Genomic DNA, 23,542 nt, shown 5'->3' with positions numbered 1-23,542 from the left:
GCTAGACCAATCTAAGACCGGGGCAAGTGGGCGAAACGGCGGCTCTTACCTGCGCCCTCAGCCTACAGGTAATTCCAACGCGGCACACACCACTCCCACCTGCATTGCCAACCGCACCGACTCCGGCTGCCCATTCACCAACGGCTGTAACAAATTCTGCACCGCCGCCCACTGCCCGTTGCGCTGCAGCGCATCCAGCCAGATCTGGTGAAACAAGTCCCGCTGCGCATGGCTGCCGCCAATCTCCACCAGCCGTGGCAGGGCCGTGCCCAGCTTCTCCACTGCCGTCGCCCAGTCGCCTTGCGCATGCGCCATCAGCCCCTGAGCGGCAGGCACGCACACCTGCTGCCATACGGTGCGTTCATGCGACTCGGTGCGGGTGGCGGCGTGGGCGGCGATGTTGTTGTGCAGCGTGCGTGCGGCCTCCATGCGCCCGGCGCGGGCCAGGCCGTAGAGGTATTGCAGGTCCAGAAACGGCAGCACATGGTCGGCCAGGCGCAGTGCGAGGTGGCCAGCCACGTCGGTCCAGCGGTCGCCCACGTCCACGCTCGCCAGCTCCAGCCGGGCGAGCAGTGACACGGCGCCGATCTGGTCCTGCGTGTATTCCTTGACCACACCCCAGACCTGCTGGTCATAGAGCGCCAGCACTTCGGCGTGGCGGTCTTGCTCCAGCAGGAACAGCGCCTGGTGCCACCAATTGTGCGTGACCATGAAGGAGTTCAGGCCCGTCCAGGTGTCGCTCACGCTGGCCATGAAGTCGGTACCTTCGCGGATGCGGCCCTGGGTCAGCATGACGTGGGCCAGCGCATGGTGGGCCCAGGGTTCTTTGCGGCACAAGGCGATGGCGTGGCGTGCGGCGCTTTCGGCCTCTGGCAAGCGGTGGCATTGCTCCCAGCCAAAGGCGAGCATGCCGTGCAGGTAGGGCACGTCGGCTGCGGCGGGCAGGGCCTGCAGGGCGATGCGCAGCATGCCGGGCGAGTCGCCACGGTTGAACAAGTGGTATTGGCCGAGCTTGAGGGAGGCGAGGTCGCGGGGAAACAAGCGGGCTTGCTCCTCGTGCAGCGCAACGGCGCGGGGCAGGTCGCCATCCACCCAGGCGGCGATGGCGGCTACGAAGCGTTGTTCGCGCTCGCTGGCCTCAGGGGCATGGGCCAACGCTTGGTCGATGAAGGGGCGGGCGTTGCGCGGGGCGTCGGCCGATTCGGCAAACATGTGCAGCGCGGCGCAGCTGGCCTGCACGATGGGGCTGGTGTCTGCCGCCGCGTTCAGCACATTCACCGCGCGGGCCTCGCAGGCGATGAAGCCTTCCACAAAGTCATTCAAGGCCGCCGCGCTGGCCGCGTCGTGCAGGGTGACGGGGTTGCCCAGGCTGTCGGTTCTTGGAGGCATGTCAGTGATCCACAGCGTTAAGCCTCACCCCCGATGCATGGGCTCGACACGGCGCAGGCCAGGGCTGCCGCGCAAGGGCCGCCCCGCCGCGCTGGCTGCGTCCCCCTGCCCGCAGCGCGCAGCGTTGCGAGAGCGGGGGGAAGGCCCGTAGGGCCTCAGGGGGGTGTCGCTTCATTTCAGCCGCCTTTGATCAGCGCCAGATAGGCCTTGCGTGTTTCTGCTGACACCGAGGCGACCAGTTGCTCGTGGGGCGTCTGGTGGCGCGCCAGCATGCGGGCGGTGGCCACGGTTTTGGATTTGCAGAACCAGTGGCAGGTGTGCTGCATGAGGAACAGTTCAGCCGTCATCATGTAGGCGCGGTCTTTGGGCGTGAGGTGGCCGGTGTCTTGTGCCACATGGGCAATGCCGCGTGCGTGGATGGCGAGCGCCTTGCGCATGTCGAAGGTCAGCGCAGGCAGGATTTTTTCGGCAAACGGAATGGACAGTGCGAGCCGGCTGACGCGGGTGCGGTCTTCGTCCAGCTTGGCAAAGTCTGCCGCAAAGCGGCCGAATTGCTCGCTCAGCTGCGATTCGGTGGTGCTGAGCAGGCTCCAGATCTGGCTGCGCCGCTCGTCGGTGCTTTCGCCCAGGGCACGCAGGTAGCCGTCGGTGAGGGCTTCCATCAGCTTTTCAATCTGGTAGTTGGCCAGGTGGCTGCCCAGCAGGACGATGCGTTTGCGCTGCTCTTTGGCGTTGAGCATGAAGGTGCCGGTGGCGATGAGGATCGCCAGGATGAGAATGTCCATGCGGTGATTCGGTGAGGTGTTGCGTGGTGGTGGTGGCCCCAAGCGCCGACCTTGCTCGAAGAATATGCCGAGCGGGCGAAGCCTGTAAGTCCTCAAGGGTACCAACAACCCGCCATGGGCCCTTGGTTACACCGCTGGTGGCTGGGGCCAGGCCCGTTGGGGCCCGCGGATCAACTCAAACGCATGCGCCACCTGCAGCACGCCCAGGTCGTCAAACCGTGCGCCTGCGATCTGCAGGCCAATCGGCAGGCCGTCGGCGGTGTAGCCGCAGTTGACCGAGGCGGCGGGCTGCTCGGACATGTTGAACGGCACGGTGAACCCGATGTGCTCCAGGGGGCGCAACGGGTCGTCGGTGGGCGAGGGCAGCTCGGCCTGGAAGGCGGGCATGGGGGCCACGGGCGAGATCACGTAGTCGAACGCGCTACAGGCCTTGACCGTGTTCACGCGCGTCAGGTGGAACTGGTGGCTGGCGTGGAAGACCTCGGAGCCGCTCATGCCCGCAGCGCTGTCGGCCCAGGTGCGGATGTAGGGCAGTACCTTGTCGCGCCGCGCGGCAGGCAGCGCCTGCAGGTCGATGTGCGAGCGCATGCGCCAAAAATGGTCCATGCCGTCGAGCATGGTCTGGGTCATGAAGGGCTGCATGGGCACGATGGTGGCGCCTGCCGCCTCCATGAGCCGTGCGGCGTGCTCTACCGCCGCCTTGACCTCTGGTTCCACCCCCAGGCCACAACCTGCCTCCAGCAGCAGGCCGATGCGCAGGCCGCGCAGGCGTTCGACCCCTTGGTTGAAGTCACCCCAGGCAATGTCCTGTGCGGGCAGGCTCATGCTGTCGCGGGCGTCGGGCTGGCTGAGCACCTGCATCATCAGCGCGGCGTCGGCCACGGTACGTGTCATGGGGCCAGCGGCGCGCCCGGTGTAGGGTGGGTCGATCGGAATGCGGCCCAGGCTGGGTTTCAAGCTGAAGATGCCACACCAGCTGGCGGGCAGGCGCAGTGAGCCGCCAATGTCGGTGCCGATATGCAGCGGGCCGTAACCTGCGGCAGCGGCTGCGCCGCCACCTGCGCTGGAGCCACCGGGGCCCTTGCTCACATCCCAGGGGTTGCGCGAAAGGGGGTGAAAGGTGGACAGTCCTGACGACAACATGCCGTAGTCGGGCATGGTGGTTTTTGCCACGATGACGGCGCCCGCCTCGCGCATGCGGGCAGCGGGTGGCGCGTCGGCGGCGGCGGGCACCAGCTCCACGGCGGCCGTGCCCAGCGGGGTGGGGTCGCCTTGGGTGGCGATGTTTTCCTTGATGGTGCTGGGCACGCCATCGAGTGCGCCTTGGGGCTCGCCGCGCAGCCAGCGGGCTTCAGACGCGCGCGCCTGCGCCAGGGCCGCGTCGGGGCGCAGCAGGTAGGTGGCCTTGATGTGGGGCTCCCACTTTTCGATGTGCGCCAGAACGGCCTGCGTGACCTCCACGGGGGACAGCGTGCGCTGGCGATAGGCAGCCAGAAGGTCGTGGGCGGGCAGGTCGTGTAGTTCGGTCATGGCGGGCGCGGGGAGTTTTTAAGTAAAAAAGGCTGTCAGCGCTTATGAATAAAGCGCTGGCAGCTATTGTTTCAGGAGCTAATGCTCCCGCTTCGGTGGGTGCAGCGTGTGGCTGTCAGGACCAGGAGAGCCCCGAGAGGTCGTTCACGAACACGGGCATGTCTTTCCACAAACCCTTGAGGTTCTTGTTGGCCACCGTGATCCACTGGTTGGAATACAGGAACGCATGCACCGCATCATTGGCCAGCAGGCGTTGCGCTTCGCCCAGCAGGCGCGAGCGGTCGGCGGGGCGGGCCGCGTTCTTGATCTGGTTGAACAGCTCGTTGAACTGGGGCGATTGGTAGCCCCAGTAGTAATCGGGCTTGGTGAAATTGGCCAGATCGAACGGCTCGACGTGCGAAATGATGGTCAGGTCGTAGTTCTTGTTGCCGTAGGTGCCGCTGAGCCATTGGGCCCATTCCACGTTCTGGATCTTGGCAACAATGCCGACCTTGGCCAGTTGCGCCGCAATCACCTCGCCACCCTGGCGCGCGTACGGCGTGGGCGGCAGGGTCATGGTGAGCTCCAGCGGCGTTTTGATGCCGGCTTCGGCCAGCAGCTTCTTGGCCTTTTCAGGGTCGTAGGGGTTCACGCCCGTGGTGTCTACATAGCCGAAGGCGCCAGGCACATAGTGGCTGCCGATGGGCGTGCCATAGCCGTCGCCCGCGCCTTCGATGACTGCCTTGCGGTCCACGGCGGCGGCGATGGCCCGGCGCACGCGCACGTCGTCGAGGGGCTTTTTGGCGTTGTTGATGGCCAGGATGGTCTTGGCGCGCGAGCCGCTCACCACCACCTGAAAGCGCGGGTTGCTCTTGAACTGGGCCACGCTGCGTGGCGTGACGCGGGGGAATGCGTCCACATCGCCCGCCAGCAATGCCGCCACCTGGGCGGCGGGGTCTGAGATGAAGCGGAACGTGGCGCGCTTGATCTTGAGCGCCGAGGCGTTGCGGTGCTCAGGCCAGGCCGTCAGCACGATCGATGAACCCTTGTTCCAGGTGCCCAGTTGGTAGGGCCCGGTGCCCACGGGCTTGTTGGCGTTGGTGTCTGCGCTTTTGGGCTCCACGATGATCGACGTGGCCTGGCCCAGGATGAACAGCAGGTCGGGGTCGATGTCCTTGTTGAGGACCACGACGGTGTAGTCGTCCACCACCTGTGTGGTGAGATTGGCGAATGTGCGCTTGTCCTTGTTGGTGCTCTTTTCACCGCCAGCGCGGTCGAACGAGAACTTCACGGCGGCTGCGGTGAAGGGCTCGCCATTCTGGAACTTCACGCCCCGGCGCAGCTTGAAGGTGTAGGTCTTGAGATCGGGCGAGACCTCCCAGCTCTCGGCCAGCAGGGGCGAGACGCTGCCGTCGGCGTTGATCTTGGTGAGCGTCTCGAAGATGTTGTACTGAACGATCTCGGCGATGGCAGAGGCCGCACCGGCTGTTGGGTCCAGGCCTGGGGGCTCCAGCGTCATCGCCAGCGTCACCGCATCTTTGCGGCCTTGCGCAAGGGCGCCAAACGGGGTGGACAAAGGCACGGCGGCAAGGGCGCCCGTGGCAAGGACGGTACGGCGGTTCAGCATGTTCGGACTCTCCAGACAAAAAACCAGACAAAACCAGACAGAAACCCCGGCGCAAAGTGTGGCCGGGGTGAACAAGCGCTTTTTACACCATCACATGCGCAATGGGTCATGCGGTTTTTGCAGCGTGTGCGGCGGCCAGGGCGGCCGTTGCCGCTGCGGCTGCCCGCCGCGCCCGTGCCCGGCCCGGTTGTATCTGGGGCACGGCGGCGACCAGCGACTGGGTGTAGGGGTGCTGCGCGTTGCGAAACAGCTCGGTCGGCGATCCGCGTTCGACGATGCGGCCCTGGTACAGCACCACCACTTCATCGCACAGGTGGTTGACCACCGCCAGGTCGTGGCTGATGAGCATGTAGGTGATGCCGAACTCCTGCTGCAGGTCTTGCATGAGGTTGAGCACCTGGGCTTGCACCGACACATCGAGCGCGCTCACAGGCTCGTCGGCCACGATGAGGCGCGGGCGCGTGATGAGCGCGCGGGCAATGGCAATGCGCTGGCGCTGGCCGCCCGAAAACTCGTGCGGGTATTTGCCCAGGTCGTTGGAGCGCAGGCCCACCTGCGACAGCACCTGGCCGGCCTGCTCGCGCTGGGCGGCGCGGCTGGTCTCGCCCTGGGCTTGCAGCGGTTCGGTCACGATGCGTTCCACCGTCTGGCGCGGGTCCAGCGAGCCGTAAGGGTCCTGGAACACCATCTGGAAGTCGCGCCGTGCATGGCGCAGTTCGGCCGGTGTCAGCGCATGCAGATTGCGCCCGAGCAGGTGCACTGTCCCGGCCGTGGGGGCATCCAGCGCCATCACCGTGCGCGCCAGGGTGGACTTGCCCGAGCCGGATTCACCGACGATGCCCAGGCTGCGGCCGGATGCGATGGAAAAGCTCACGCCGTTGAGTGCATGCACCTTGCCAGGTGGGCGAAAGAGGTGTTCACGCGGCAGCGTGTATTGGCGCACCAGGTCGTTCACCTGGAGCAGGGGTGTTCCGGTGTGCGCGGGCGGGGTGGTGGGCGTTGCGGAGGTGGGTGCCTGCGTCATGCGGTCACCTCGATGGGTTCCACGGCCTTGGCACTCTGGGCTTCGGCAATGGCTTCGCGGCGAATACAGCGCACCTCGTGGTCGCCATCCTCGTCGGTGGCCACCAGGGTGATCGGTGGCCGTTCGTGGTGGCAGGCATCCACGGTGTAGCTGCAGCGGCCCGCAAACGGGCAGCCTGCAGGCAGGTCCACCAGTTCCGGCACGGTGCCGGGGATGGTGGACAGGCGCGGGCGCTGCCCGGGTGCGTGCACGGCACCCAGGTGGGGTCTGGCCGCGAACAGCCCGCGTGTGTAGGGGTGTGCCATGGCCGAAAACACCAAGGCGGTGGAGCCGCTCTCGACCACGCTGCCGCCGTACATCACCAGCATGCGGTCCACGTTCTGCGAGATCACGCCCAGGTCGTGCGAGATCAGGATCAGCGCCATGTTGCGCTCTGCCACCAGGTCGCTGATGAGGTCCAGGATCTGCTGCTGGATGGTCACGTCCAGCGCTGTGGTGGGTTCGTCGGCAATCAGCAGGTCGGGCCCGCAAGCCAGCGCCATGGCAATCGTGATGCGCTGGCGCTGCCCGCCCGAGAACTGATGGGGGTAGGCATCAAAACGCTGCGCTGCGTTGGGGATGCCTACGCGGTCAAGCAGCGCAATGGCCTCGGCGCTGGCAGCCGCTGTGTTCATGCCCCGGTGCAGGCGCAGGGGCTCGGCCACCTGGCGGCCGATGGTGTGCACAGGGTTCAGTGCGGTCATGGGCTCTTGAAACACCATGCCGATGCGGTTGCCGCGCATCTTGCACATTTGCGCATCGGTGCGGCCCACCAGTTCCTGTCCGTCGAAGCGGATGCTGCCGGTGACCTGCGCGCTCTCGGGCAGCAGGCCCATGAGCGACATGGCGGTGATCGATTTGCCGCAGCCCGATTCGCCGATCAGGCCCAGGGTTTCGCCGCGTGCCAGCGAAAAACTCACGCCGCGCACCGCGTCGGCCGGGCCCCGGTGGGTCTGCAGGCGGATCTGGAGGTTGGAGACTTCAAGCAGCGTCATCGTGTTGTGGGTTTCCCGCAGATATCAGGAGTGCATTGCAACGCCCGCAGCCGACAAAACCGGCGCGGCGCCAAACCAGTGCGCCCGTGGAACTGGCTTTGCCGGGCCACCGGGTGCGACCCCCTCCCGAAGGAGAGGGGGAGGGCGCCGAAGGCGACTCAAGGGGTGTCATCTTTTCCTCGACAGGCGGGGGTCGAGCAGATCCCGCAGTCCGTCGCCCACAAGGTTCAGGCCCAGCACCGCCAGTGCGATCGCCACGCCGGGCCAGACTGCCAGTAACGGGGCCTGGAACATCAGCGTCTGGGCTTCGCTGAGCATGCGGCCCCACGACGGCTGCGGTGGCTGTGTGCCCAGCCCCAGATACGACAGCGCTGCCTCGGCCAGAATAGCCAATGCAAACTGAATGGTGGTCTGCACGATCAGCACGGACAGGATGTTCGGCAGCACATGTTCGAGTGTGATGCGCCATGTGCCTTTGCCGCACGCGCGTGCCGCCAGAATGTATTCGCGCCCCCATACCGCGTTGGCCGATGCACGCGTCACGCGGGCAAAAGTGGGTATGTAGAAAATGCCGATCGCAATGATGGAGTTGACGATGCCGGCACCAAACACGGCGGTGAGCATGATGGCCAGCAGCAGCGCCGGAAAGGCGAAAGTGAAGTCCGCCAGCCGCATGACCAATTCTTCCACCCAGCCGCGTTTGGCGGCTGCAAGCAACCCCAACGCAGTGCCGATGGTCAGGCCCATGCCCACGGCAATCACCCCCACCAGAATCGAATTGCGCGCCCCCACCATGATCAGTGAAGCCACGTCGCGGCCAAAGGCGTCGGTGCCCAGCCAGTGTGTGGCCGAAGGGCCCTGCAGTTTGTTGGCCAGGTCCATCTCATAGGGCGACGAGGGCGTCCAGACCAGCGACAAAGCCGCCGCCACGATCACCAGGAGCGAGAGCACGGCGCCGATTACAAAGCTGCGGTGGCGCAGTGCGCGGTGCAGCCAGCCGGGCGGCGGCGAGGGAAGGGCGGGTGAGATGGCGGTGCTCATGGAGAGGTGTGGATTTTTTCGGATGGCCCCTGGCGCTTGAAACCGGCGCGTCCGAAGGCCAGTGCCACCGTGGAACCGGCTCTGCCAGGCCACGGGTGGCGTCCCCTTGGGGGGATGGCGCGAAGCGACTCAGGGGGGCAACTCATATATCGCTGGCCTTTACCCGGGGGTCGATCACGGCGTAGAGCACATCCACGATGAAGTTCACGATGATCACCATGGCGGCCAGCAGCATCACGCAGTTGCGCACCACGATCAGGTCGCGGTTGGAGATCGACTGGAAGATTAACCGGCCCAGACCGGGCAGGTAGAACACGTTTTCCACCACGATGGTGCCCGCGAGCAGCGATGCGAACTGCAAACCCATCACCGTGATCACCGGAATCAATGCATTGCGCAGCACATGGCCCCACAACGTGGCGCGTTGCGACAGGCCTTTGGCGCGGGCGGTGCGCACAAAGTCCTCACGCAGCACCTCCAGCACGGCGGAGCGGGTGATGCGTGCCAGGATGGCGGCCTGAACCACCGCGAGCGAAATCGCGGGCAAAAGCAGGGCCTTGAGCGCCTCCAGGGGGCTGCCGCCTGCCGCTTCGGTCCAGCCCGGGAAACCCCCTGCCGAGAACCACTGTAGCTTGACCGAAAACAGCAGGATCAGCAGGATGGCGAACCAGAAATTCGGAATGGCGATGCCTATCTGCGCCAGGCCCATCACACCGACATCGCCGATCTTGTTGTGCCGTGCCGCCGCATAGACACCTGCGGCCAGTGCCAGCACCGTCGTGATGACCATGGCCATGAGGGCCAGCGGCACCGTGAGCGCCATGCGCTCCAGCACAAGGTCCAGCACCGGAGAGCTGTAGGTATAACTCTCGCCCATGTTCCCCACCACCAGCCCGCTGATCCACTGCCAGTAGCGCATCCCTGCAGGCTGGTCGAGGCCCAGTTTGCTGGCCAGCGCCGCGACCGCCTCGGGCGCCGCATCGGGGCCCATCAGCATCTGGGCGGCATTGCCCGGCAGGATTTCCAGCACCAGGAACACGACCACAGAGGCGCCGATCAGGGTGGCCAGCAAAGTGACGAAGCGCTTGAGAAAAAAGAGTCCCATGGGTGGGTAATTGGGCAGAAAGAAATGGGCTGCTGGCGCGATGCAATTAATGTGTATACACAGCATAGCGGCAATATTGCCCTGCCAGCGGTGTTGTGTTGGTGTGTGGCATGCAAGGCACATGCCAGGGGCGCGGGATAATACGCACCATGAATGCCGACTTGCCCACTTTTGCCATCATGGGTGGTGCTGCGGCCGGAGATGTTTTATGGCGCTGATGATCACCGATGAGTGCATCAACTGTGATGTGTGCGAGCCCGAGTGCCCCAACCAGGCGATCTATCTGGGGCCGGAGATCTACGAGATTGATCCGCACAAATGCACAGAATGTGTGGGCCACTTTGACGAGCCCCAGTGTGTGCAGGTTTGCCCCGTGGCGTGTATCCCTGTGAATCCACAACACATGGAAAACAGGGAAACCCTGTGGCAGAAGTTTGAGCGTCTGCGGGCCGTCACGTCCACTTGATTTTTAGGCTGTTTGGCCTATGGCGCTTATTCTGAAAGCGCTAGCAGCTATCAATTTTGTAGCTTTGGTGTCGCGTGCAAATGAAAACCGGGAAGTACGCTGCGCTCAGTCTTGCACCAGACGCGGCGGCTTGGGCCGTGGTGGCTTGGTGGTGTGGATGAGCAAGGTGGCCTTGTCCATCTCGCCTGCCAGCATCGCCGGATAGGCCTTCAAGGAATGGTCAATGCTTTCTTCGATCAGCGTACGCTGGTCGGGGGATGGTTTCTTGAGCACCCAGTTGGCGACTTCGCTTTTGACGCCGGGGTGACCAATGCCGATGCGCAGACGCCAGTAATCGGGGGAACCCAGTTGTCCGTGGATGTCGCGCAGGCCGTTATGGCCCGCATGGCTTCCGCCGCGTTTGAGCTTGACCTGGCCGGGGGCAATGTCGAGCTCATCGTGCACGACGAGGATTTCCTCCGGCAGTATCTTGAAAAAGCGCGCCAGCGAAGCCACCGCCTTGCCAGAAAGATTCATGAAGGTCTGTGGTTTGAGCAGCCACACGTTGTCGCCGTGCACCGTGGCGCGTGCCACAAGCCCGTGGTAGCGGCGCTCGGGAACCAGGGTGGTTTTGAGTTCGCGCGCCAAGGCATCAATCCACCAAAAGCCCGCGTTGTGCCGGGTGGCTTCGTAATCTGGCCCGGGGTTTCCAAGGCCTACAAACAGCTTGATCATCTGGGGGATTATCCGAGTAGATGGGGCGGTGCGAAGGTGAAAGCGGCGCGAAGCCGAAGCCAGAGGCGTATCGGCAGCTGCGATGCGTTTCCCCGCTGCCAACACCCCGAATCGGTTGGGGTGTGGACAAGCACATGCGTAGGGAAACGGCGACTGTGGTGCCCACCAACAAAAACGGCCCACCAAGGTGGGCCGCTGGTGGTCAGTGCCGCTGGGCAGGCTGCTGACCGAAATGCAAGCAAGGTCCGCGAGGGATTACTTCTTGCCCTTGCCCTTCTTGGCATCGGCAGCAGGAGCTGCTTCAACGGGGGTTTCAACCACCACGACTGGGGGCACCACGGACACCAGAACGGGATTGTTGTTCTGACCGCCACGGATCTTGGCCGTCACGCCCTTGGGCAGCTTGATGTCCTTCAGGGTCAAGGAAGAACCTTTTTCAAGTGTGGACAGGTCCACAGCAATGAACTCTGGCAGGTCCGAAGGCATGCAGGTCACGTCCAGTTCGTTCACGATCGGGTTGACCATGCACTTGTCCACCTTCACGGCAGGCGATTCTTCGGCACCGCTGAAGTGCAGTGGCACCTTCATGTGCAGCTTGGTCTTGGCGTCCACGCGCTGGAAGTCGATGTGCAGGACGAGTTGCTTGTAAGGGTGGTATTGCACGTCGCGCAGCAACACCTTGGCGGTGGTGCCGGCCACTTCCATGTCCAGCACGCTGGAATGGAAAGCTTCCTTCTTGAGAGCGTGCCACAAAGCGTTGTGGTCGATCTCGATCAGTTGGGGTTCTGCGGTACCGCCGTAGACGATGCCAGGTGTTTTGCCCGAATTGCGGAGACGGCGGCTCGCACCCGTACCCTGCTTGGCGCGCTCAAAAGCGACGAAGTTCATAACTAGCTCCTAAAAAGGTCGACCGCGACCAGTCGGACCCCGATTTAAAAAGGCCAATGCCACCTATTGGCGGCAGGCCCACGCAATGCCCCCGAACAGACAAGCCTCCCGAAGGAGGCTTGCGTGCAACCCGCCTGCTACGCTTTCAAAGAAGCGGTCAGAACAGATTGTCTTGGTCCGAGAACAAACTCATGACCGACTCACCCTTGGCAATGCGCTGGATCGTCTCTGCGATCAGCGGGGCCACGGAGAGTTGGCGAATCTTGGAACACCCCTTGGCGTTGTCGCTCAATGGGATGGTGTTGGTCACTACCACTTCGTCGAGGGCCGAGCCCTGGGCGATGCGTTCAATGGCAGGACCCGAAAAAATGGGGTGCGTACAGTAGGCGTACACCTTCTTGGCACCGCGCTCCTTGAGCACTTCGGCGGCCTTCACCAGCGTACCGGCGGTGTCGATCATGTCGTCCATGATCACGCAGTTGCGGCCTTCGATTTCACCAATCACATGCATCACTTCGGACACATTCGCCCGAGGGCGGCGTTTATCGATGATGGCCAGATCGCAGTTGAGTTGCTTGGCCAGAGCGCGGGCGCGTACCACGCCACCCACGTCGGGGGAGACCACAATCAGGTCCTCGTAGTTCTTTTGACGCAGGTCACCCAGCAGAACAGGAGATGCGTAGATGTTGTCCACGGGAATATCGAAGAACCCCTGGATCTGATCGGCATGCAGGTCCATGGTCAGTACGCGGGCAACGCCCACGGCCTGGAGCATGTTTGCCACCACCTTGGCCGTGATCGGAACGCGTGTTGAGCGGGGGCGACGGTCTTGGCGGGCATAGCCAAAGTAGGGGATCACGGCGCTGATGCGTTCAGCCGATGCGCGTTTGAGCGCGTCAACCATGATCAGCAGTTCCATGAGGTTTTCGTTGGTCGGCGCACAAGTCGACTGCACAACAAAAACATCTCGTGCGCGCACGTTCTGCTTGATTTCAACGGTGACCTCACCGTCAGAGAAGCGTCCCACATCGGCTGCACCCAGAGTGGTGCCGAGGTGTTGAGCAATTTCAGCAGCCATGCCAGGATTGGCATTGCCGGTAAAAACCATGAAGTCGGGGTGGTTGGCTTGCATGAGCGTCCCAGCAGTCTGAAAAAAAAGCCCGTACGCGAAAAGAAATTTGGCAGGGGAAGAAGGACTCGAACCTTCGCATGCTGGAATCAAAATCCAGTGCCTTAACCAACTTGGCGACTCCCCTACACCGGTCAATTGCCGAAAGCAACCAACCTTAATTTTCACTTGATGCCCATCCTGCCAGAGGATGAATCATCAGGTTGTCACATGTTCTGACTTGCCAGCCTTCAGGCGCTGCGTCCAAATCTATTGCATGTGACATATGCGCAAACACTGCACTGCCTGAGCCTGTCATTCGGCCTTGCAATCCAAAGGTGCCAAGCCATTGAATGGCTTTGGCAACGTCGGGGCAAAGTGCCTGAGCGACTGGCTGCAAGTCGTTTCGACCGAAGTCAAAGTGTGCTGCAGCAAAGCCTAAGATTGTAGCACTATCTGAATCGCGTTTTAGACTTGGTGACGAAAAAATTGCTTTTGTCTCCAAACCTGCTGCGGGCTTCACGATGGCAAAGCGCGCTTGCGGCAGTTGGTGCTCTTTCTCAAGCGGCACAATTGTCTCACCGATTCCTTGCACCCAAGCGTTGCGACCACGTAAAAAAAACGGAATATCTGCACCGAGCTGCAAACCGATCTTTTCCAGCGCCGAAAGGGGGAGTTGCAAGCCCCACAGCCTGTTCAGAACAAGCAAGGTGGTGGCCGCATCCGAAGATCCCCCGCCCATGCCAGCCTGCGCGGGAATACTTTTGAGCAAACCTATGTGCACACCTTGTCTGCATCCGGTTGCTCGTTGCAGTGCCCGGGCCGCCTGAATGGTGAGATCTACTTCGGGAAGGGGTGCACCCAGGTCCTCACGGGAAATGGTGCCGTCAGTGCGACGTTCAAAATGCAAGGTGTCGCACCAGTCGATGAGCATGAAAACCGACTGGAGCAAGTGATATCCATCGGCGCGCTGACCGGTGACATGCAGGAACAGGTTCAGTTTTGCCGGCGCCGGCACGTCATACAGGGCTTGCATCGCAGGAGTGAACGGAGCGTGAGCGCGTCTCTGGGGTAGGGTGGGGCGCGGCGCCTATGCGTCAGCGCGTTAGAGCAATGCGCAAAGTGGCCTTTGGTGCAGGATCGTCTCGGCGGGCGGTGAGCCGCCCGCTGGCAATCCCCGAGAGGTCTGCCTGCCACCCGGTGGCCGACACTTGAACGCCTTGGAGCCAGCCAAACAGGGCTTCAATAGGAATGCGGGTACCCGTCACCTCTTGCAAAAGGCTATCCAGCGAGTCCGAGCTGCGGGTTTCCTGACCGCTTTGCAGTTGCGCATGCCCGTTTTGCCAGTCCAGTTGCGCGAGCCGACTACCAAGAGGACTCAACAGCACCAGGCCACCGTTTTGGGCGTTGCCGTGCAACTCGAACATCGCAGAAAAGGACTGCGAAGACTGGTCTTCTACCTGCAAGGCGATGCGACCGCTCCATGCAGGCTCTTCGGCAGCGATCTGACGAGCGGGTTGTGCGCAGCCGGTCATCCACAACAGACCCAACACGAACCACCACATCCAGCGATGAGGGCGCGAGGCGGCACACACGGGCCGTGACTGCATCAGAGCTTCACTCCAAGGCGCTTCAAGGTTTCTTTGAGGGTGTCGTTGTCCGGGCTTGCGCGCAGCCCCTCTTTCCAAACCCTGGAAGCACCCTCGGTGTCGCCGATGCTCCACAGAACTTCGCCCAAATGGGCGGCTATTTCTACATCGGAACGTACCTTATAGGCTGCTTCAAGGTGCCGCCTGGCATCTGACTTGTTACCCATGCGAAATTCCACCCATCCGAGGCTGTCGATGATGAAGGGATCGTTCGGAGCGAATTCCAGGGCTTTCACAATCAGTTGTTTGGCCTCTTCCAAGTGCATGCCTCTGTCCGCGAGTGAATAGCCGAGCGCGTTGTATGCATGGTGATAGTTGGGTTGTCGAGCAATCACCTGTCGCAAAAGCTGCTCCATCACATCCGGTTTGCCCGCCTTCTCGGCAAGCATTGCTTGGTCGTAAAGCAGTTCGATATCGTCAGGGGCCAAGGCGATCAATTGACCTTGTACTTGGTACGCATCCTGGTAGAGGCGCTGATCGCGCAGCAGCTGGACTTCGGCCAGCAATTTCATCCGCTGCTCATCGGCTGATGTGCCGGGCAGATTTCGCAGCAGAGCCCTTGCCTCCTCAATTTTCCCTTGGCGCGCCAGCAACGAAGCGCGTCGCGTTTGTGCGCTGAACAGTTCGTCCGCGCCATCAATGCGTTGGAGCCACGCATCGGCAGCGGCAAAGTTGTTTTTCTTCTCTTCAATTTGCGCATACAGCAGGTAGGCCTGAGTCAGGCCCTTTTGTCGCAATTCAGCGTCAGCAGAGGCTGAAACGAGCTCCATGAAGCGCTGTAACGATGTTTCTGCGGCTGGCAACCTGTTGTCTTCGAGTTGCAATGTGGCTAACACAAGCCATGCTTCCGTGAGATCCGGTTTGTCCTTTGTTAGTACTTCAAGCTGGCGGCTGGCGTCGTTATAGCGCTGCAGGTCAAGAAGCACGCGTGCATAGGCCATGCGCAAATCGGGGGCGGGCTGCCTGGATAGCGCTTGGGTCACCAGCGATTCAGCTTGCGGCGTGTTTGCTTCCATCAGGTTCAGTGCCAAGCGTGCCGCGTCTTCATGGGCGTTGTCCAGCTCTTGCGCCTTTCGGGCGGCGCCGAGCGCGCCATTTTTGTCCCCAGCCGCAAGCCGCAACCGACCCAATGACACCCATGCCACGGGGCCTGTGGCGGGGTTTGTCAGTTCATCCGCAAGGGCCTGCTCGACAACCTTGGCTGCCAACGCTTTGTCGCTGGCACGTCCATACATCTGTGGCAAGGCTGCCAATGTCGCGGCCTTGCTTCGTGCTGGAGTGCGCGCAAGCTCCTGGCGCAGCGGATCGGGTGTTTCGCCAATCCGATTGAGCGCGACGAGTATCTGCAATACGTAACGATTGGCCTCGCGCGACTGAGGCAAGGCTTCCTTCCACGCCTTGGCAGCCGCCAAAGCGTACTCACCCGACCGAGACTGCAACGCGATGTCTGCAGCCCTTTGGTAGAGCTGGCCGTCAGCGCTGCGGCGTGCCGCTTCAAGCATGAATGCATAGCCAGCACCCGGATCACCTGTTTGCGAGCTTATTTCCCCCAGAAATATTTCATAGAACAACTCGGCGTCCAGCGCCGGGTTGGATTCTGGCGGGGTCTTGTTGGACGACGTAAGGTTGGCGCCGTCGGGCTGTTGCGCCCATGCCGGGTGACCGAGCACCGAAATCAGGGTGGCCAATGCGGCGATTCGAAAGCTGTGAAGTAGCACCATCGGGTCATAATAATCCATGCCAGTAAACCTATTGCCCGGTGCTTCGTATGCCTGAGTTGCCCGAGGTGGAAGTAACGCGTCGTAGTTTTGCCGAGGCCATCTCGGGGGCGCAAATTGAAGCGATTGTTGTAGGGAAGCCCCTGCGTTGGCCATTGGGGTGCGATCCCCAGCTTTTGGTGCGGCAGCAGGTGGTAGGGCTACGTCGCCGCGGCAAATATCTGCTTGTGGACATCAGTCATGGACTTTTGCTCTTGCACCTGGGCATGTCGGGCAGTCTGCGCTTTGGCCATGGTTTGCCATCCCCTGGCGCACATGATCACTTTGACTTGGTGACTGACAAGGGCATCTTGCGACTGCACGATCCGCGGCGGTTTGGCGCCGTTGTTTTTGCTGACGATGAGCAGTCGCCTGTGGCCACGAAGTTGCTTGGATCGCTGGGGATGGAGCCGCTTTCTGATTCGTTTTCGCTGCAAGCATTTCAAATAGGGTTCAAAAAAAGTCGGATGGCGGTCAAGCAGCTCCTGCTGGGCGGGCGATTGGTGGTTGGCGTAGGGAATATCTACGCATGTGAAGTTCTTTTTCAGGCGGGGATTCGACCGACTACTGTGGCATCGCGCATTGGGGCTGCACGAGTGAGCAAACTGTATGAGGCAATACGTGTTGTGCTCGCCCGTGCCGTGGAGATGGGCGGGACGACTTTGCGGGATTTTTCGAATGCGCAAGGCTTGTCTGGACACTTTCAGACGGCAACCAATGTCTACGGGCGTGATGGGGAACCGTGTTACGTATGCGGGACGGCCATACGCCTCATGCGACAGGGGCAGCGGAGCACGTACTTTTGCCCTCACTGCCAGCGCAGCTGATGCTTGATTTTCAGACATAGAAAACGCCGACAGTACGGAATGACACGCTGCGTGTCGTCGATGCTATATTTTGTATATGCCTGCCTCGTGGGCTATTCATAGATCTTTGGGAGCACAGTGGGACCTTCATTCAACGAACAGTTCGACCAGCACGGCATGTGGCGGCGCGAGTTTGCCCAGCAGATAAAGCGGCTGGGCGAGTGGATGTCTTCGCATGAGCTCATGGATGCCGCAGTGCAGGAGCGCCTGCACCGCCTTGAGGAGCAGGTCCGCAGTGATAAGGTGATGGTGGCCTTCGTTGCCGAGTTTTCTCGCGGCAAGTCGGAGTTGATCAACGCTATATTTTTCGCGGACTACGGGCGCCGCATCATGCCGGCGAGTGCTGGGCGCACAACCATGTGCCCCACGGAGTTGGGCTATGACGCGGCTATTGCACCTAGCCTCAGGCTGCTTCCCATTGAGACACGCCTGCAGATGCAGAGCCTTGCAGAGTGGCGGCTGAAGCCCGATCGCTGGCTGGAGATCCCGCTAGAAATTGGCAATGCCGACCAGATTGCCAAAGCGCTGGAGAAGGTTGCCGAAATTCGCAAGGTCAGTCTGGATGATGCACGAGCGCTTGGTTTTTGGCATGACGACCTGACAGATGAGAACCCTGTGCCCGATGCGCATGGTCTTGTGGAGGTGCCAATGTGGCGGCACGCTCTTATTAATGTTCCTCACCCTCTGCTCAAGCAGGGGCTCGTTATTCTCGATACACCCGGCTTGAACGCCGTGGGTGCCGAGCCGGAGTTGACGGTCAATCTGATTCCGCAAGCGCATGCTGTCGTATTTATTCTGAGCGCAGACACGGGCGTTACACGTTCCGATTTGTCGATCTGGCGTGAGCACCTCGCCATATCACCCGACAGTACAGATGCGCGGCTGGTGGTGTTGAACAAGATTGACACCCTTTGGGATACGCTGAATACAGCAGAACAAGTACAGACGCAGTTGGAGCGGCAGTGCAACACGTCTGCAGAAATGCTGGGCATTCCCCGAAGCAGGGTGGTGCCGGTGTCCGCTCAGAAGGGTCTGGTCGCGAAAATCACAGCGGACGACCTGTTGCTTGAGTCCAGCGGGTTGCCATTGCTGGAAGAAGCCTTGGCGCAAGGCATTATGGGGAGTCGGCAGTCCATCTTGCGAGCGGCTGTGGTCACTGGCGTGGCAAGTTTGCGTGCAGAAACTTCGCGCGTCATCAATATCCGGCGTCGGGATCTAGACGATCAGATGGCGGAACTTCGGAGCCTTAGGGGGAAAAACGCTTCGGTGATTGAATCGATGCGCCAACGCATTGAACAAGAGCGCAGCGAATTCGATCTGAGTGCGGCAAAAATTCAGGCCGTACGTGCTGTACACCTTAAGCTCCTTCGTGATGTATTCCAGCAATTGGGCGCTAAGGCGCTCAAGCTTGAGTTGGCTGAACTTGCGCAGACCCTGCAGCAAAAGGGTCTCAAGCTCGGTGTCAGGAAGATCTACGTTCAGACCTTTGACAAACTCCGTGGAACCCTGGACAAGGCGCAAGCATCTGGTACCGAAATTCAGGCCATGCTAGGCGGAACGTTCAGGCAGCTGAATGCCGAATTTGGTTTTTCGCTTCAGGTGCCGTCTCCGCCGCAGTTGGAGCACTTCACTCACGATCTCAGTCAGATCGAGCAAAGCCATTTGCAGTACCTCGGAATGGGCAATGCGCTGAAGCTGGCGCAGCCGGAGTTTTCCGAGCGGTTGGTGCGGGCTCTTGCGATGCGCTTGCGCGCGGTGTATGAATCGGCGGCCAATGATCTGGAGTTGTGGAGCAAATCTGCCACTGCGCAGTTGGATGCACAACTGCGTGAACGTCGACGCAGCTTCACGCGTCGTATTGAAGCCGTGGATCGCATTCAGCAGGCCGCTAGTGGCCTGGTGGAGCGCATCTCAGAGATTGAAGAGGGTGAAGGGGAACTGGTTCAGCTCGAGCAAAAGCTCACGGAACTCACATCGCAACTCATTGCCCTGCCGGGGATGGAGCGCGCGGCGTCTGATGCGCAACCAGTCCCCGCATGAACGTGTCGGGTCAATGGGTTTCTGAGCGTGTAGTGGCGTGGCAAGCTTCGCATGGGCGCAATCACCTGCCTTGGCAGCAAACCCGTGATCCCTATCGCGTGTGGCTTTCAGAAATAATGCTCCAGCAGACACAGGTCAGCACTGTGCTGGATTACTACGCGCGGTTTCTTGATCGGTTTCCCAATGTGCAATCACTCGCGCACGCCCCTGTAGACGAGGTCATGGGCTTGTGGAGTGGTCTTGGCTACTACAGTCGCGCTCGCAATCTGCATCGTTGCGCGCAGCAGGTCGTGTCTGATCACGGTGGCGAGTTCCCCGCTACCGCACAGGCCTTGGCGACACTACCTGGGATTGGTCGATCCACCGCTGGTGCCATTGCTGCATTTTGTTTTTCTCAGCGTGCCGCGATTCTGGATGCAAATGTTCGGCGGGTGCTGACGCGTTTTTTAGGGTTTGAGAGAGACTTGGCCTCAGCCAAGAATGAACGCTTGCTGTGGGACCTTGCCGAGAGCCTGTTACCCACGGAGGGCCTGGAAACCACCATGCCGCGCTACACGCAAGGGCTTATGGATTTGGGGGCTTCGGTCTGTGCATCCAAGGCACCGCGCTGCGAATTGTGTCCCTTGAGTCTCCAATGTGAAGCGTTCAAATCAGGCACTCCTGAACGTTTTCCCGTCAGAACGCGCAAATTGTCTCGTCGCTCTGAGTCTTGGCGGCTGGCGATTCTTCGCGACGAGCAAGGTCGGGTATGGTTGCAGCGGCGTCCCTCTAAAGGTATTTGGGCGGGTATGCACTGCGTGCCGGTTTTTGCTGATGAGGATTCGCTGGCTGTCTTTATCGCCTCATTGGGTGATGCATCTCATCGGGTGCAAGAGAGCCTGCAGCCATTTCTTCACGTATTGACCCACCGGGACTTGCACCTGCATCCTGTGTTGATTCGTGGGGCCGTCGGAGGGCGGCCCACGGAAGAAGGTGATTGGTTGGGGCCAGAGCAATGGACATCGGTGGGATTGCCTGCGCCAATCCGTAAATTGCTGGACGAGGCCCAGGCTCAACTGTGGTGACTGAGGCGAGTTGCGACTCAGCGACCGTCCAATTCTCGATGTCTTTTCAAGGCTGGCCACCGATTGCTGAAAGCTTCGGCAAGCCTTTCGACCAGATAGACCGAGCGATGTTGGCCTCCGGTGCAGCCGATAGCGACCGTGACATAGCTCCGATGGTTTTGATCCAGCATTTCCAGCCAATGGGCCAGAAATCGTTCGATGTGATCCTGCATAAGCACGACTTCAGGCTGGTGGTACAGGAAGTCTGCGACGGGTTGGTCAATCCCCGTGAGGTCGCGAAGTGAAGGCTCGTAGTGAGGGTTTGGAAGCATTCGCACGTCAAAAACGTAGTCCGCATCCATGGGGATGCCTCGTTTGAACGCAAATGACTGGAATACCAACGTCAATTGTCCTTTTGCGCTGGACATCAGGCTCTTGACGTAACTCTGCAATTGCGAGGCGCGTATCGTGCTGGTGTCGATGACGTGCGATTGCTCTCGCAAATTGGCGAGAAGTTCTCGCTCCAGTTCGATGATTTGTACAAGGGCCTTGCGCCCCTGTTGAAGATCATCGTGCGAGAGCGGATGACGGCGGCGTGTCTCAGAGAATCTCCGCACGAGCGTGTCAATAGTGGCATCCAGAAAAATCGACTGAACGGCAATTCCTTGACTGCGCATACGGTTCAATTCTTGCGGTACCTGGTGCAATGACGTCGCACTGCGCACATCCATCGCGATGGCCACCCGGTTTCCGTGGTGTCTGTGTTCCAACGCGACGAAGGCTGGGAGTAGTTCCGGTGGGAGGTTGTCCACACAGTAGTAGCCAGCATCCTCCAGCGCATGCAGCGCCACGGATTTTCCGGAGCCTGACATGCCGGTTATCAGGACTATTTCGAGAGCCATCAATCGCGCCTTTCCGACGTGGTGTGAACTGCAGTGCTCAGCATTTCACGTGCGTGCGCCAAGGTTGTGTTTGTTGTGCGCTCTCCACCGAGCATGCGCGCGATCTCATCAACACGTTGATCCTGTTGCAACAGAAAAACGGTACTCGTGGTTCCTTTCGAACTCTTTTGCTTTGACACCTTGAGGTGGTGGTGGGCGCAGGCTGCGACCTGAGGCAGGTGCGTTACCGCAAGCACTTGGCGGTCTACCCCTAGCTGTTGCATCAGGCGTCCAACGGTTTCCGCTACGGCCCCCCCGACACCTGCATCCACCTCGTCGAAGATGAGGGTGGGCGCCATTCCAATCTCGCTGGTGGTGACGGCAATGGCCAGGGATATACGCGACAACTCCCCCCCGGAGGCCACTTTACCTATTGGCTTGGGCGTCATGCCAGGGTGCCCAGCAACGAGGAAATCGACCGCATCCATTCCGTGCGATGCGGGCTCCTCCGCTTTCGCCACGCAAGCTTCGAATTTTCCACCTTCCATCCCAAGGCCTTGCATCGCCTGCGTAATGGCATTTGAAAGTCTGGGCGCAGCTTTGGTACGTGCTATCGACAGTGTGCGGGCTGCTGTGTGATACGCCTTGGCGCTTGTGGCTTCAGTCGCTTGCAGCTTCTCCAGATCGGTTGCCGCGTCGAGCTGGCGCATCTGAGTCTTCCAGCTGTGAAGTAGAGCCGACAATTCTCCCGGGGGGGTTTTGTATCTACGGGCCAAGCCCATCCACAGCGAAACCCTTGAATCAAGCTCTGCGAGCTTGGTGGGGTCGATGTCGGCATGCCGCAAATAAGACTGCAGAGAATGCGCCACATCACTCGCCTGCGCCAAGCTCGACGAAAGAATGTCTGCGAGATTCGCGAATTCCGGTTCAATATGTTCCTGGCTTTGCAAAATGGCCTGGATTCGCGAAAGACCGGTCAAAACGCCTGTTTCGTCCTCTTGCAGGATTTGTAGCGCCCCGTTTGCGCCGTCAAGAAGCGCTTGCGCATGAGAAAGGCGAGTGTGCCTTGCTTCTAGTTCATCCCATTCATCGTTTGCGGGGGCCAGTTTTTCCATTTCGGTGATTTGCCACTGCAGACGTTCGCGCTCCTGTTGCAAGGTCGATTGCGCCTGGAGCGCTTGCTGCAGCGCTTTTTGGTCTGAGCGCCACTTTGACCACTGGTCAGAAGTATGGGCAATGGAGATGCCTGCAAAGGCGTCCAGCAGGCCACGCACAGATTCGGGGCGGGTCAGGCTTTGCCATGCGTGCTGCCCATGAATGTCAAGCAGCATGTCACCCAAAGCCCTCAGTTGTGCGGCCGTGGCGGGTGTCCCGTTGATCCAGGCGCGACTTTTTCCCTGTATGTCCACCGTACGACGCAAGAGCAATAAATCCTCGACCTCAAACCCGGCTTCTTCCAGCCACGGTTTGGTGTGCGGGGGACAATCAAACTCCGCACAGACATCGGTCTTGGCGCATCCCTCCCGAATCATGCCGACATCTGCTCGGCTCCCCAGTGCCAACTGAAGTGCATCAATCAAGATCGATTTGCCGGCGCCGGTTTCGCCAGTCAGCACGGTGAAGCCAAGGTGTAGTTCAAGCTCAAGTGCCTGAACGATTGCAAAATCACGAAGCGTGATTCGCTTGAGCGCCATGATCAGGAGCCTCCCTCATTCCAGCGCAATTTTTTGCGCAGCGTTGCAAAGTAGTTCCAGCCTTTTGGGTGCAGGAACCGCACGCAGTGCGCTGATCTTTTAACAAGAATGCGATCTCCATGAAGCAATGAGGCCAGCGACTGCATGTCAAAGTTGGCGCTGACATCCCGACCGCTAACCACCTCGACAGCAATCTCCGTGGCGTCTGACAAAACAATGGGGCGATTGGAGAGCGTGTGTGGTGCAATGGGTACAAGTACCCAGCCGGGGATCGACGGGTGCAACATAGGCCCTCCCGCAGACAATGAATAGGCCGTGGAGCCTGTTGGCGAGGCAATGATCAACCCGTCCGCACGCTGGTTTGCGACGAAGCGCCCGTCTACCTCCACCCTTAACTCCACCATTCCTGAAGTCGCGCCTCTGTTCACCACGACGTCGTTCATTGCAAGGGCTTCGAAAACGACCCGCTCATCGCGCACGACGGTCGCGTGCATCAGAGGTCTCAGGTCCTCTTCGTACTCGCCGCGCAGCATGGGTGGCAGCGTTGTTTGGTAGGTGTCCAATGGGATATCGGTAATGAACCCGAGTCGCCCTTGATTGATACCAATAAGGGGCGTCCCGAAACGAGCAAGCCTGCGGCCAATGCCCAGCATCGTGCCATCTCCGCCCACCACCAATCCAAGATCACACTTGGTTCCGATGTCTTCAACTTTCAAAGATGGGTAGTGCAGGAGTCCTGAATTGCTGGCAGTCTCTGCTTCAAGCGCAACGTCGCAACCTTGGCGTTCCAGGAAATGCGCGATATCTTCTAGTGCTTGGCGCGAACTTTCGCCCACAGCGCTTGCAGAGGTAGTCTGGTACTTGCCGATAAGTGCAACATGGCGGAAATTGGACGTCATCTTGAAATTACATCACTAAAATC

At 60.6% G+C, this 23,542-nt stretch carries 21 protein-coding genes and 1 tRNA gene; 4 read left to right on the top strand and 18 right to left on the bottom strand.

Features of this window, described 5'->3' with window-relative positions; translation table 11 throughout:
- Positions 1–57 precede the first annotated feature (57 nt).
- The 8 genes from KI609_RS18110 to KI609_RS18075 form a co-directional block, all read right to left on the bottom strand.
- Positions 58–1,389, bottom strand: a complete 1,332-nt coding sequence (locus KI609_RS18110) for a tetratricopeptide repeat protein (protein WP_226444940.1) — start codon at positions 1,387–1,389, stop codon at positions 58–60.
- A gap of 176 nt (positions 1,390–1,565) precedes the next feature.
- On the bottom strand, positions 1,566–2,174 hold the full coding sequence (locus tag KI609_RS18105; protein ID WP_226444939.1) for a hypothetical protein: 609 nt from the start codon (positions 2,172–2,174) through the stop codon (positions 1,566–1,568).
- Positions 2,175–2,300: 126 nt separating this feature from the next.
- Positions 2,301–3,704 (bottom strand): amidase, encoded by a 1,404-nt coding sequence (locus tag KI609_RS18100; RefSeq protein WP_226444938.1) that lies wholly within the window; start codon positions 3,702–3,704, stop codon positions 2,301–2,303.
- Between the two features lie 115 nt (positions 3,705–3,819).
- Complete coding sequence (locus tag KI609_RS18095) at positions 3,820–5,310, bottom strand: ABC transporter substrate-binding protein (RefSeq protein WP_226444937.1); 1,491 nt, start codon at positions 5,308–5,310, stop codon at positions 3,820–3,822.
- Between the two features lie 106 nt (positions 5,311–5,416).
- Positions 5,417–6,334: an ATP-binding cassette domain-containing protein gene (locus KI609_RS18090; protein ID WP_226444936.1), complete on the bottom strand. Its 918-nt coding sequence runs from the start codon at positions 6,332–6,334 to the stop codon at positions 5,417–5,419.
- A complete protein-coding gene (locus tag KI609_RS18085) occupies positions 6,331–7,368 on the bottom strand; it encodes an ABC transporter ATP-binding protein (protein ID WP_226444935.1) in 1,038 nt (345 codons plus the stop codon). The genes KI609_RS18090 and KI609_RS18085 overlap by 4 nt, the downstream gene beginning before the upstream one ends.
- Before the next feature lie 168 nt (positions 7,369–7,536).
- Complete coding sequence (locus KI609_RS18080) at positions 7,537–8,409, bottom strand: ABC transporter permease (protein ID WP_226444934.1); 873 nt, start codon at positions 8,407–8,409, stop codon at positions 7,537–7,539.
- Between the two features lie 142 nt (positions 8,410–8,551).
- Positions 8,552–9,514: an ABC transporter permease gene (locus KI609_RS18075; protein ID WP_226444933.1), complete on the bottom strand. Its 963-nt coding sequence runs from the start codon at positions 9,512–9,514 to the stop codon at positions 8,552–8,554.
- A gap of 208 nt (positions 9,515–9,722) precedes the next feature.
- On the opposite strand from KI609_RS18075, the gene KI609_RS18070 reads away from it, so the two are divergent.
- Positions 9,723–9,980, top strand: a complete 258-nt coding sequence (locus KI609_RS18070; RefSeq protein ID WP_226444932.1) for a YfhL family 4Fe-4S dicluster ferredoxin — start codon at positions 9,723–9,725, stop codon at positions 9,978–9,980.
- Between the two features lie 105 nt (positions 9,981–10,085).
- Here KI609_RS18070 and pth read toward each other — a convergent pair whose 3' ends face one another.
- From pth to KI609_RS18035, 7 genes are all read right to left on the bottom strand, one after another.
- Positions 10,086–10,694, bottom strand: coding sequence for an aminoacyl-tRNA hydrolase (pth, locus tag KI609_RS18065; RefSeq protein ID WP_226444931.1), 609 nt, complete (start codon positions 10,692–10,694; stop codon positions 10,086–10,088).
- 255 nt (positions 10,695–10,949) lie between these two features.
- Positions 10,950–11,582 carry a 50S ribosomal protein L25/general stress protein Ctc gene (locus tag KI609_RS18060; RefSeq protein WP_226444930.1) on the bottom strand — a complete coding sequence of 211 codons (633 nt, stop codon included), beginning with the start codon at positions 11,580–11,582 and terminating at the stop codon, positions 10,950–10,952.
- Positions 11,583–11,739: 157 nt separating this feature from the next.
- A complete protein-coding gene (locus KI609_RS18055; RefSeq protein WP_226444929.1) occupies positions 11,740–12,714 on the bottom strand; it encodes a ribose-phosphate pyrophosphokinase in 975 nt (324 codons plus the stop codon).
- Positions 12,715–12,761: 47 nt separating this feature from the next.
- Positions 12,762–12,838: transfer RNA gene (locus KI609_RS18050), tRNA-Gln, on the bottom strand.
- A gap of 30 nt (positions 12,839–12,868) precedes the next feature.
- Positions 12,869–13,726, bottom strand: coding sequence for a 4-(cytidine 5'-diphospho)-2-C-methyl-D-erythritol kinase (ispE, locus tag KI609_RS18045; RefSeq protein ID WP_226444928.1), 858 nt, complete (start codon positions 13,724–13,726; stop codon positions 12,869–12,871).
- Positions 13,727–13,787: 61 nt separating this feature from the next.
- Positions 13,788–14,300 carry a lipoprotein insertase outer membrane protein LolB gene (locus tag KI609_RS18040; RefSeq protein WP_413463340.1) on the bottom strand — a complete coding sequence of 171 codons (513 nt, stop codon included), beginning with the start codon at positions 14,298–14,300 and terminating at the stop codon, positions 13,788–13,790.
- Positions 14,300–16,078 carry a tetratricopeptide repeat protein gene (locus KI609_RS18035; RefSeq protein WP_226444927.1) on the bottom strand — a complete coding sequence of 593 codons (1,779 nt, stop codon included), beginning with the start codon at positions 16,076–16,078 and terminating at the stop codon, positions 14,300–14,302. The genes KI609_RS18040 and KI609_RS18035 overlap by 1 nt, the downstream gene beginning before the upstream one ends.
- Positions 16,079–16,107: 29 nt before the next feature.
- Here KI609_RS18035 and mutM point away from each other — a divergent pair, with 29 nt between their 5' ends.
- The 3 genes from mutM to mutY all read left to right on the top strand — a co-directional run bounded on the left by mutM (position 16,108) and on the right by mutY (position 20,066).
- Entirely contained in the window at positions 16,108–16,923 is an 816-nt protein-coding gene (gene mutM, locus KI609_RS18030; protein WP_226444926.1) for a bifunctional DNA-formamidopyrimidine glycosylase/DNA-(apurinic or apyrimidinic site) lyase, read from the top strand.
- Positions 16,924–17,040: 117 nt separating this feature from the next.
- The gene (locus tag KI609_RS18025; protein WP_226444925.1) at positions 17,041–19,002 is read left to right on the top strand and encodes a dynamin family protein; all 1,962 of its coding nucleotides are present in this window, start codon (positions 17,041–17,043) and stop codon (positions 19,000–19,002) included.
- Positions 18,999–20,066: an A/G-specific adenine glycosylase gene (gene mutY / locus KI609_RS18020; RefSeq protein ID WP_226444924.1), complete on the top strand. Its 1,068-nt coding sequence runs from the start codon at positions 18,999–19,001 to the stop codon at positions 20,064–20,066. Before KI609_RS18025 ends, mutY begins: the two co-directional genes overlap by 4 nt.
- A gap of 17 nt (positions 20,067–20,083) precedes the next feature.
- Here mutY and rapZ read toward each other — a convergent pair whose 3' ends face one another.
- The 3 genes from rapZ to KI609_RS18005 are packed head-to-tail and all read right to left on the bottom strand — an operon-like array spanning position 20,084 to position 23,519.
- Positions 20,084–20,947, bottom strand: coding sequence for an RNase adapter RapZ (gene rapZ / locus KI609_RS18015; RefSeq protein WP_226444923.1), 864 nt, complete (start codon positions 20,945–20,947; stop codon positions 20,084–20,086).
- Positions 20,947–22,620: a DNA repair protein RecN gene (gene recN, locus KI609_RS18010; RefSeq protein ID WP_226444922.1), complete on the bottom strand. Its 1,674-nt coding sequence runs from the start codon at positions 22,618–22,620 to the stop codon at positions 20,947–20,949. Before recN ends, rapZ begins: the two co-directional genes overlap by 1 nt.
- A 2-nt stretch (positions 22,621–22,622) precedes the next feature.
- Positions 22,623–23,519 carry an NAD kinase gene (locus KI609_RS18005; RefSeq protein ID WP_226444921.1) on the bottom strand — a complete coding sequence of 299 codons (897 nt, stop codon included), beginning with the start codon at positions 23,517–23,519 and terminating at the stop codon, positions 22,623–22,625.
- Between the last annotated feature and the right edge of the window lie 23 nt (positions 23,520–23,542).

This window comes from Acidovorax radicis, from assembly GCF_020510705.1.
In the GTDB taxonomy this organism is placed as follows: Bacteria; Pseudomonadota; Gammaproteobacteria; order Burkholderiales; family Burkholderiaceae_C; genus Acidovorax; species Acidovorax radicis_A.
Note: the sequence above shows the minus strand (reverse complement) of the source record. Positions and strands in the feature narration are given on the sequence as shown.

Coding starts and splice junctions, on each gene's coding strand:
- KI609_RS18110 (WP_226444940.1), bottom strand. CDS start 1,389: ATGCCTCCAAGAACCGACAGCCTGGGCAACCCCGTCACCCTGCACGAC.
- KI609_RS18105 (WP_226444939.1), bottom strand. CDS start 2,174: ATGGACATTCTCATCCTGGCGATCCTCATCGCCACCGGCACCTTCATG.
- KI609_RS18100 (WP_226444938.1), bottom strand. CDS start 3,704: ATGACCGAACTACACGACCTGCCCGCCCACGACCTTCTGGCTGCCTAT.
- KI609_RS18095 (WP_226444937.1), bottom strand. CDS start 5,310: ATGCTGAACCGCCGTACCGTCCTTGCCACGGGCGCCCTTGCCGCCGTG.
- KI609_RS18090 (WP_226444936.1), bottom strand. CDS start 6,334: ATGACGCAGGCACCCACCTCCGCAACGCCCACCACCCCGCCCGCGCAC.
- KI609_RS18085 (WP_226444935.1), bottom strand. CDS start 7,368: ATGACGCTGCTTGAAGTCTCCAACCTCCAGATCCGCCTGCAGACCCAC.
- KI609_RS18080 (WP_226444934.1), bottom strand. CDS start 8,409: ATGAGCACCGCCATCTCACCCGCCCTTCCCTCGCCGCCGCCCGGCTGG.
- KI609_RS18075 (WP_226444933.1), bottom strand. CDS start 9,514: ATGGGACTCTTTTTTCTCAAGCGCTTCGTCACTTTGCTGGCCACCCTG.
- KI609_RS18070 (WP_226444932.1), top strand. CDS start 9,723: ATGGCGCTGATGATCACCGATGAGTGCATCAACTGTGATGTGTGCGAG.
- pth (WP_226444931.1), bottom strand. CDS start 10,694: ATGATCAAGCTGTTTGTAGGCCTTGGAAACCCCGGGCCAGATTACGAA.
- KI609_RS18060 (WP_226444930.1), bottom strand. CDS start 11,582: ATGAACTTCGTCGCTTTTGAGCGCGCCAAGCAGGGTACGGGTGCGAGC.
- KI609_RS18055 (WP_226444929.1), bottom strand. CDS start 12,714: ATGCAAGCCAACCACCCCGACTTCATGGTTTTTACCGGCAATGCCAAT.
- ispE (WP_226444928.1), bottom strand. CDS start 13,726: ATGCAAGCCCTGTATGACGTGCCGGCGCCGGCAAAACTGAACCTGTTC.
- KI609_RS18040 (WP_413463340.1), bottom strand. CDS start 14,300: ATGCAGTCACGGCCCGTGTGTGCCGCCTCGCGCCCTCATCGCTGGATG.
- KI609_RS18035 (WP_226444927.1), bottom strand. CDS start 16,078: ATGGATTATTATGACCCGATGGTGCTACTTCACAGCTTTCGAATCGCC.
- mutM (WP_226444926.1), top strand. CDS start 16,108: ATGCCTGAGTTGCCCGAGGTGGAAGTAACGCGTCGTAGTTTTGCCGAG.
- mutY (WP_226444924.1), top strand. CDS start 18,999: ATGAACGTGTCGGGTCAATGGGTTTCTGAGCGTGTAGTGGCGTGGCAA.
- rapZ (WP_226444923.1), bottom strand. CDS start 20,947: ATGGCTCTCGAAATAGTCCTGATAACCGGCATGTCAGGCTCCGGAAAA.
- recN (WP_226444922.1), bottom strand. CDS start 22,620: ATGGCGCTCAAGCGAATCACGCTTCGTGATTTTGCAATCGTTCAGGCA.
- KI609_RS18005 (WP_226444921.1), bottom strand. CDS start 23,519: ATGACGTCCAATTTCCGCCATGTTGCACTTATCGGCAAGTACCAGACT.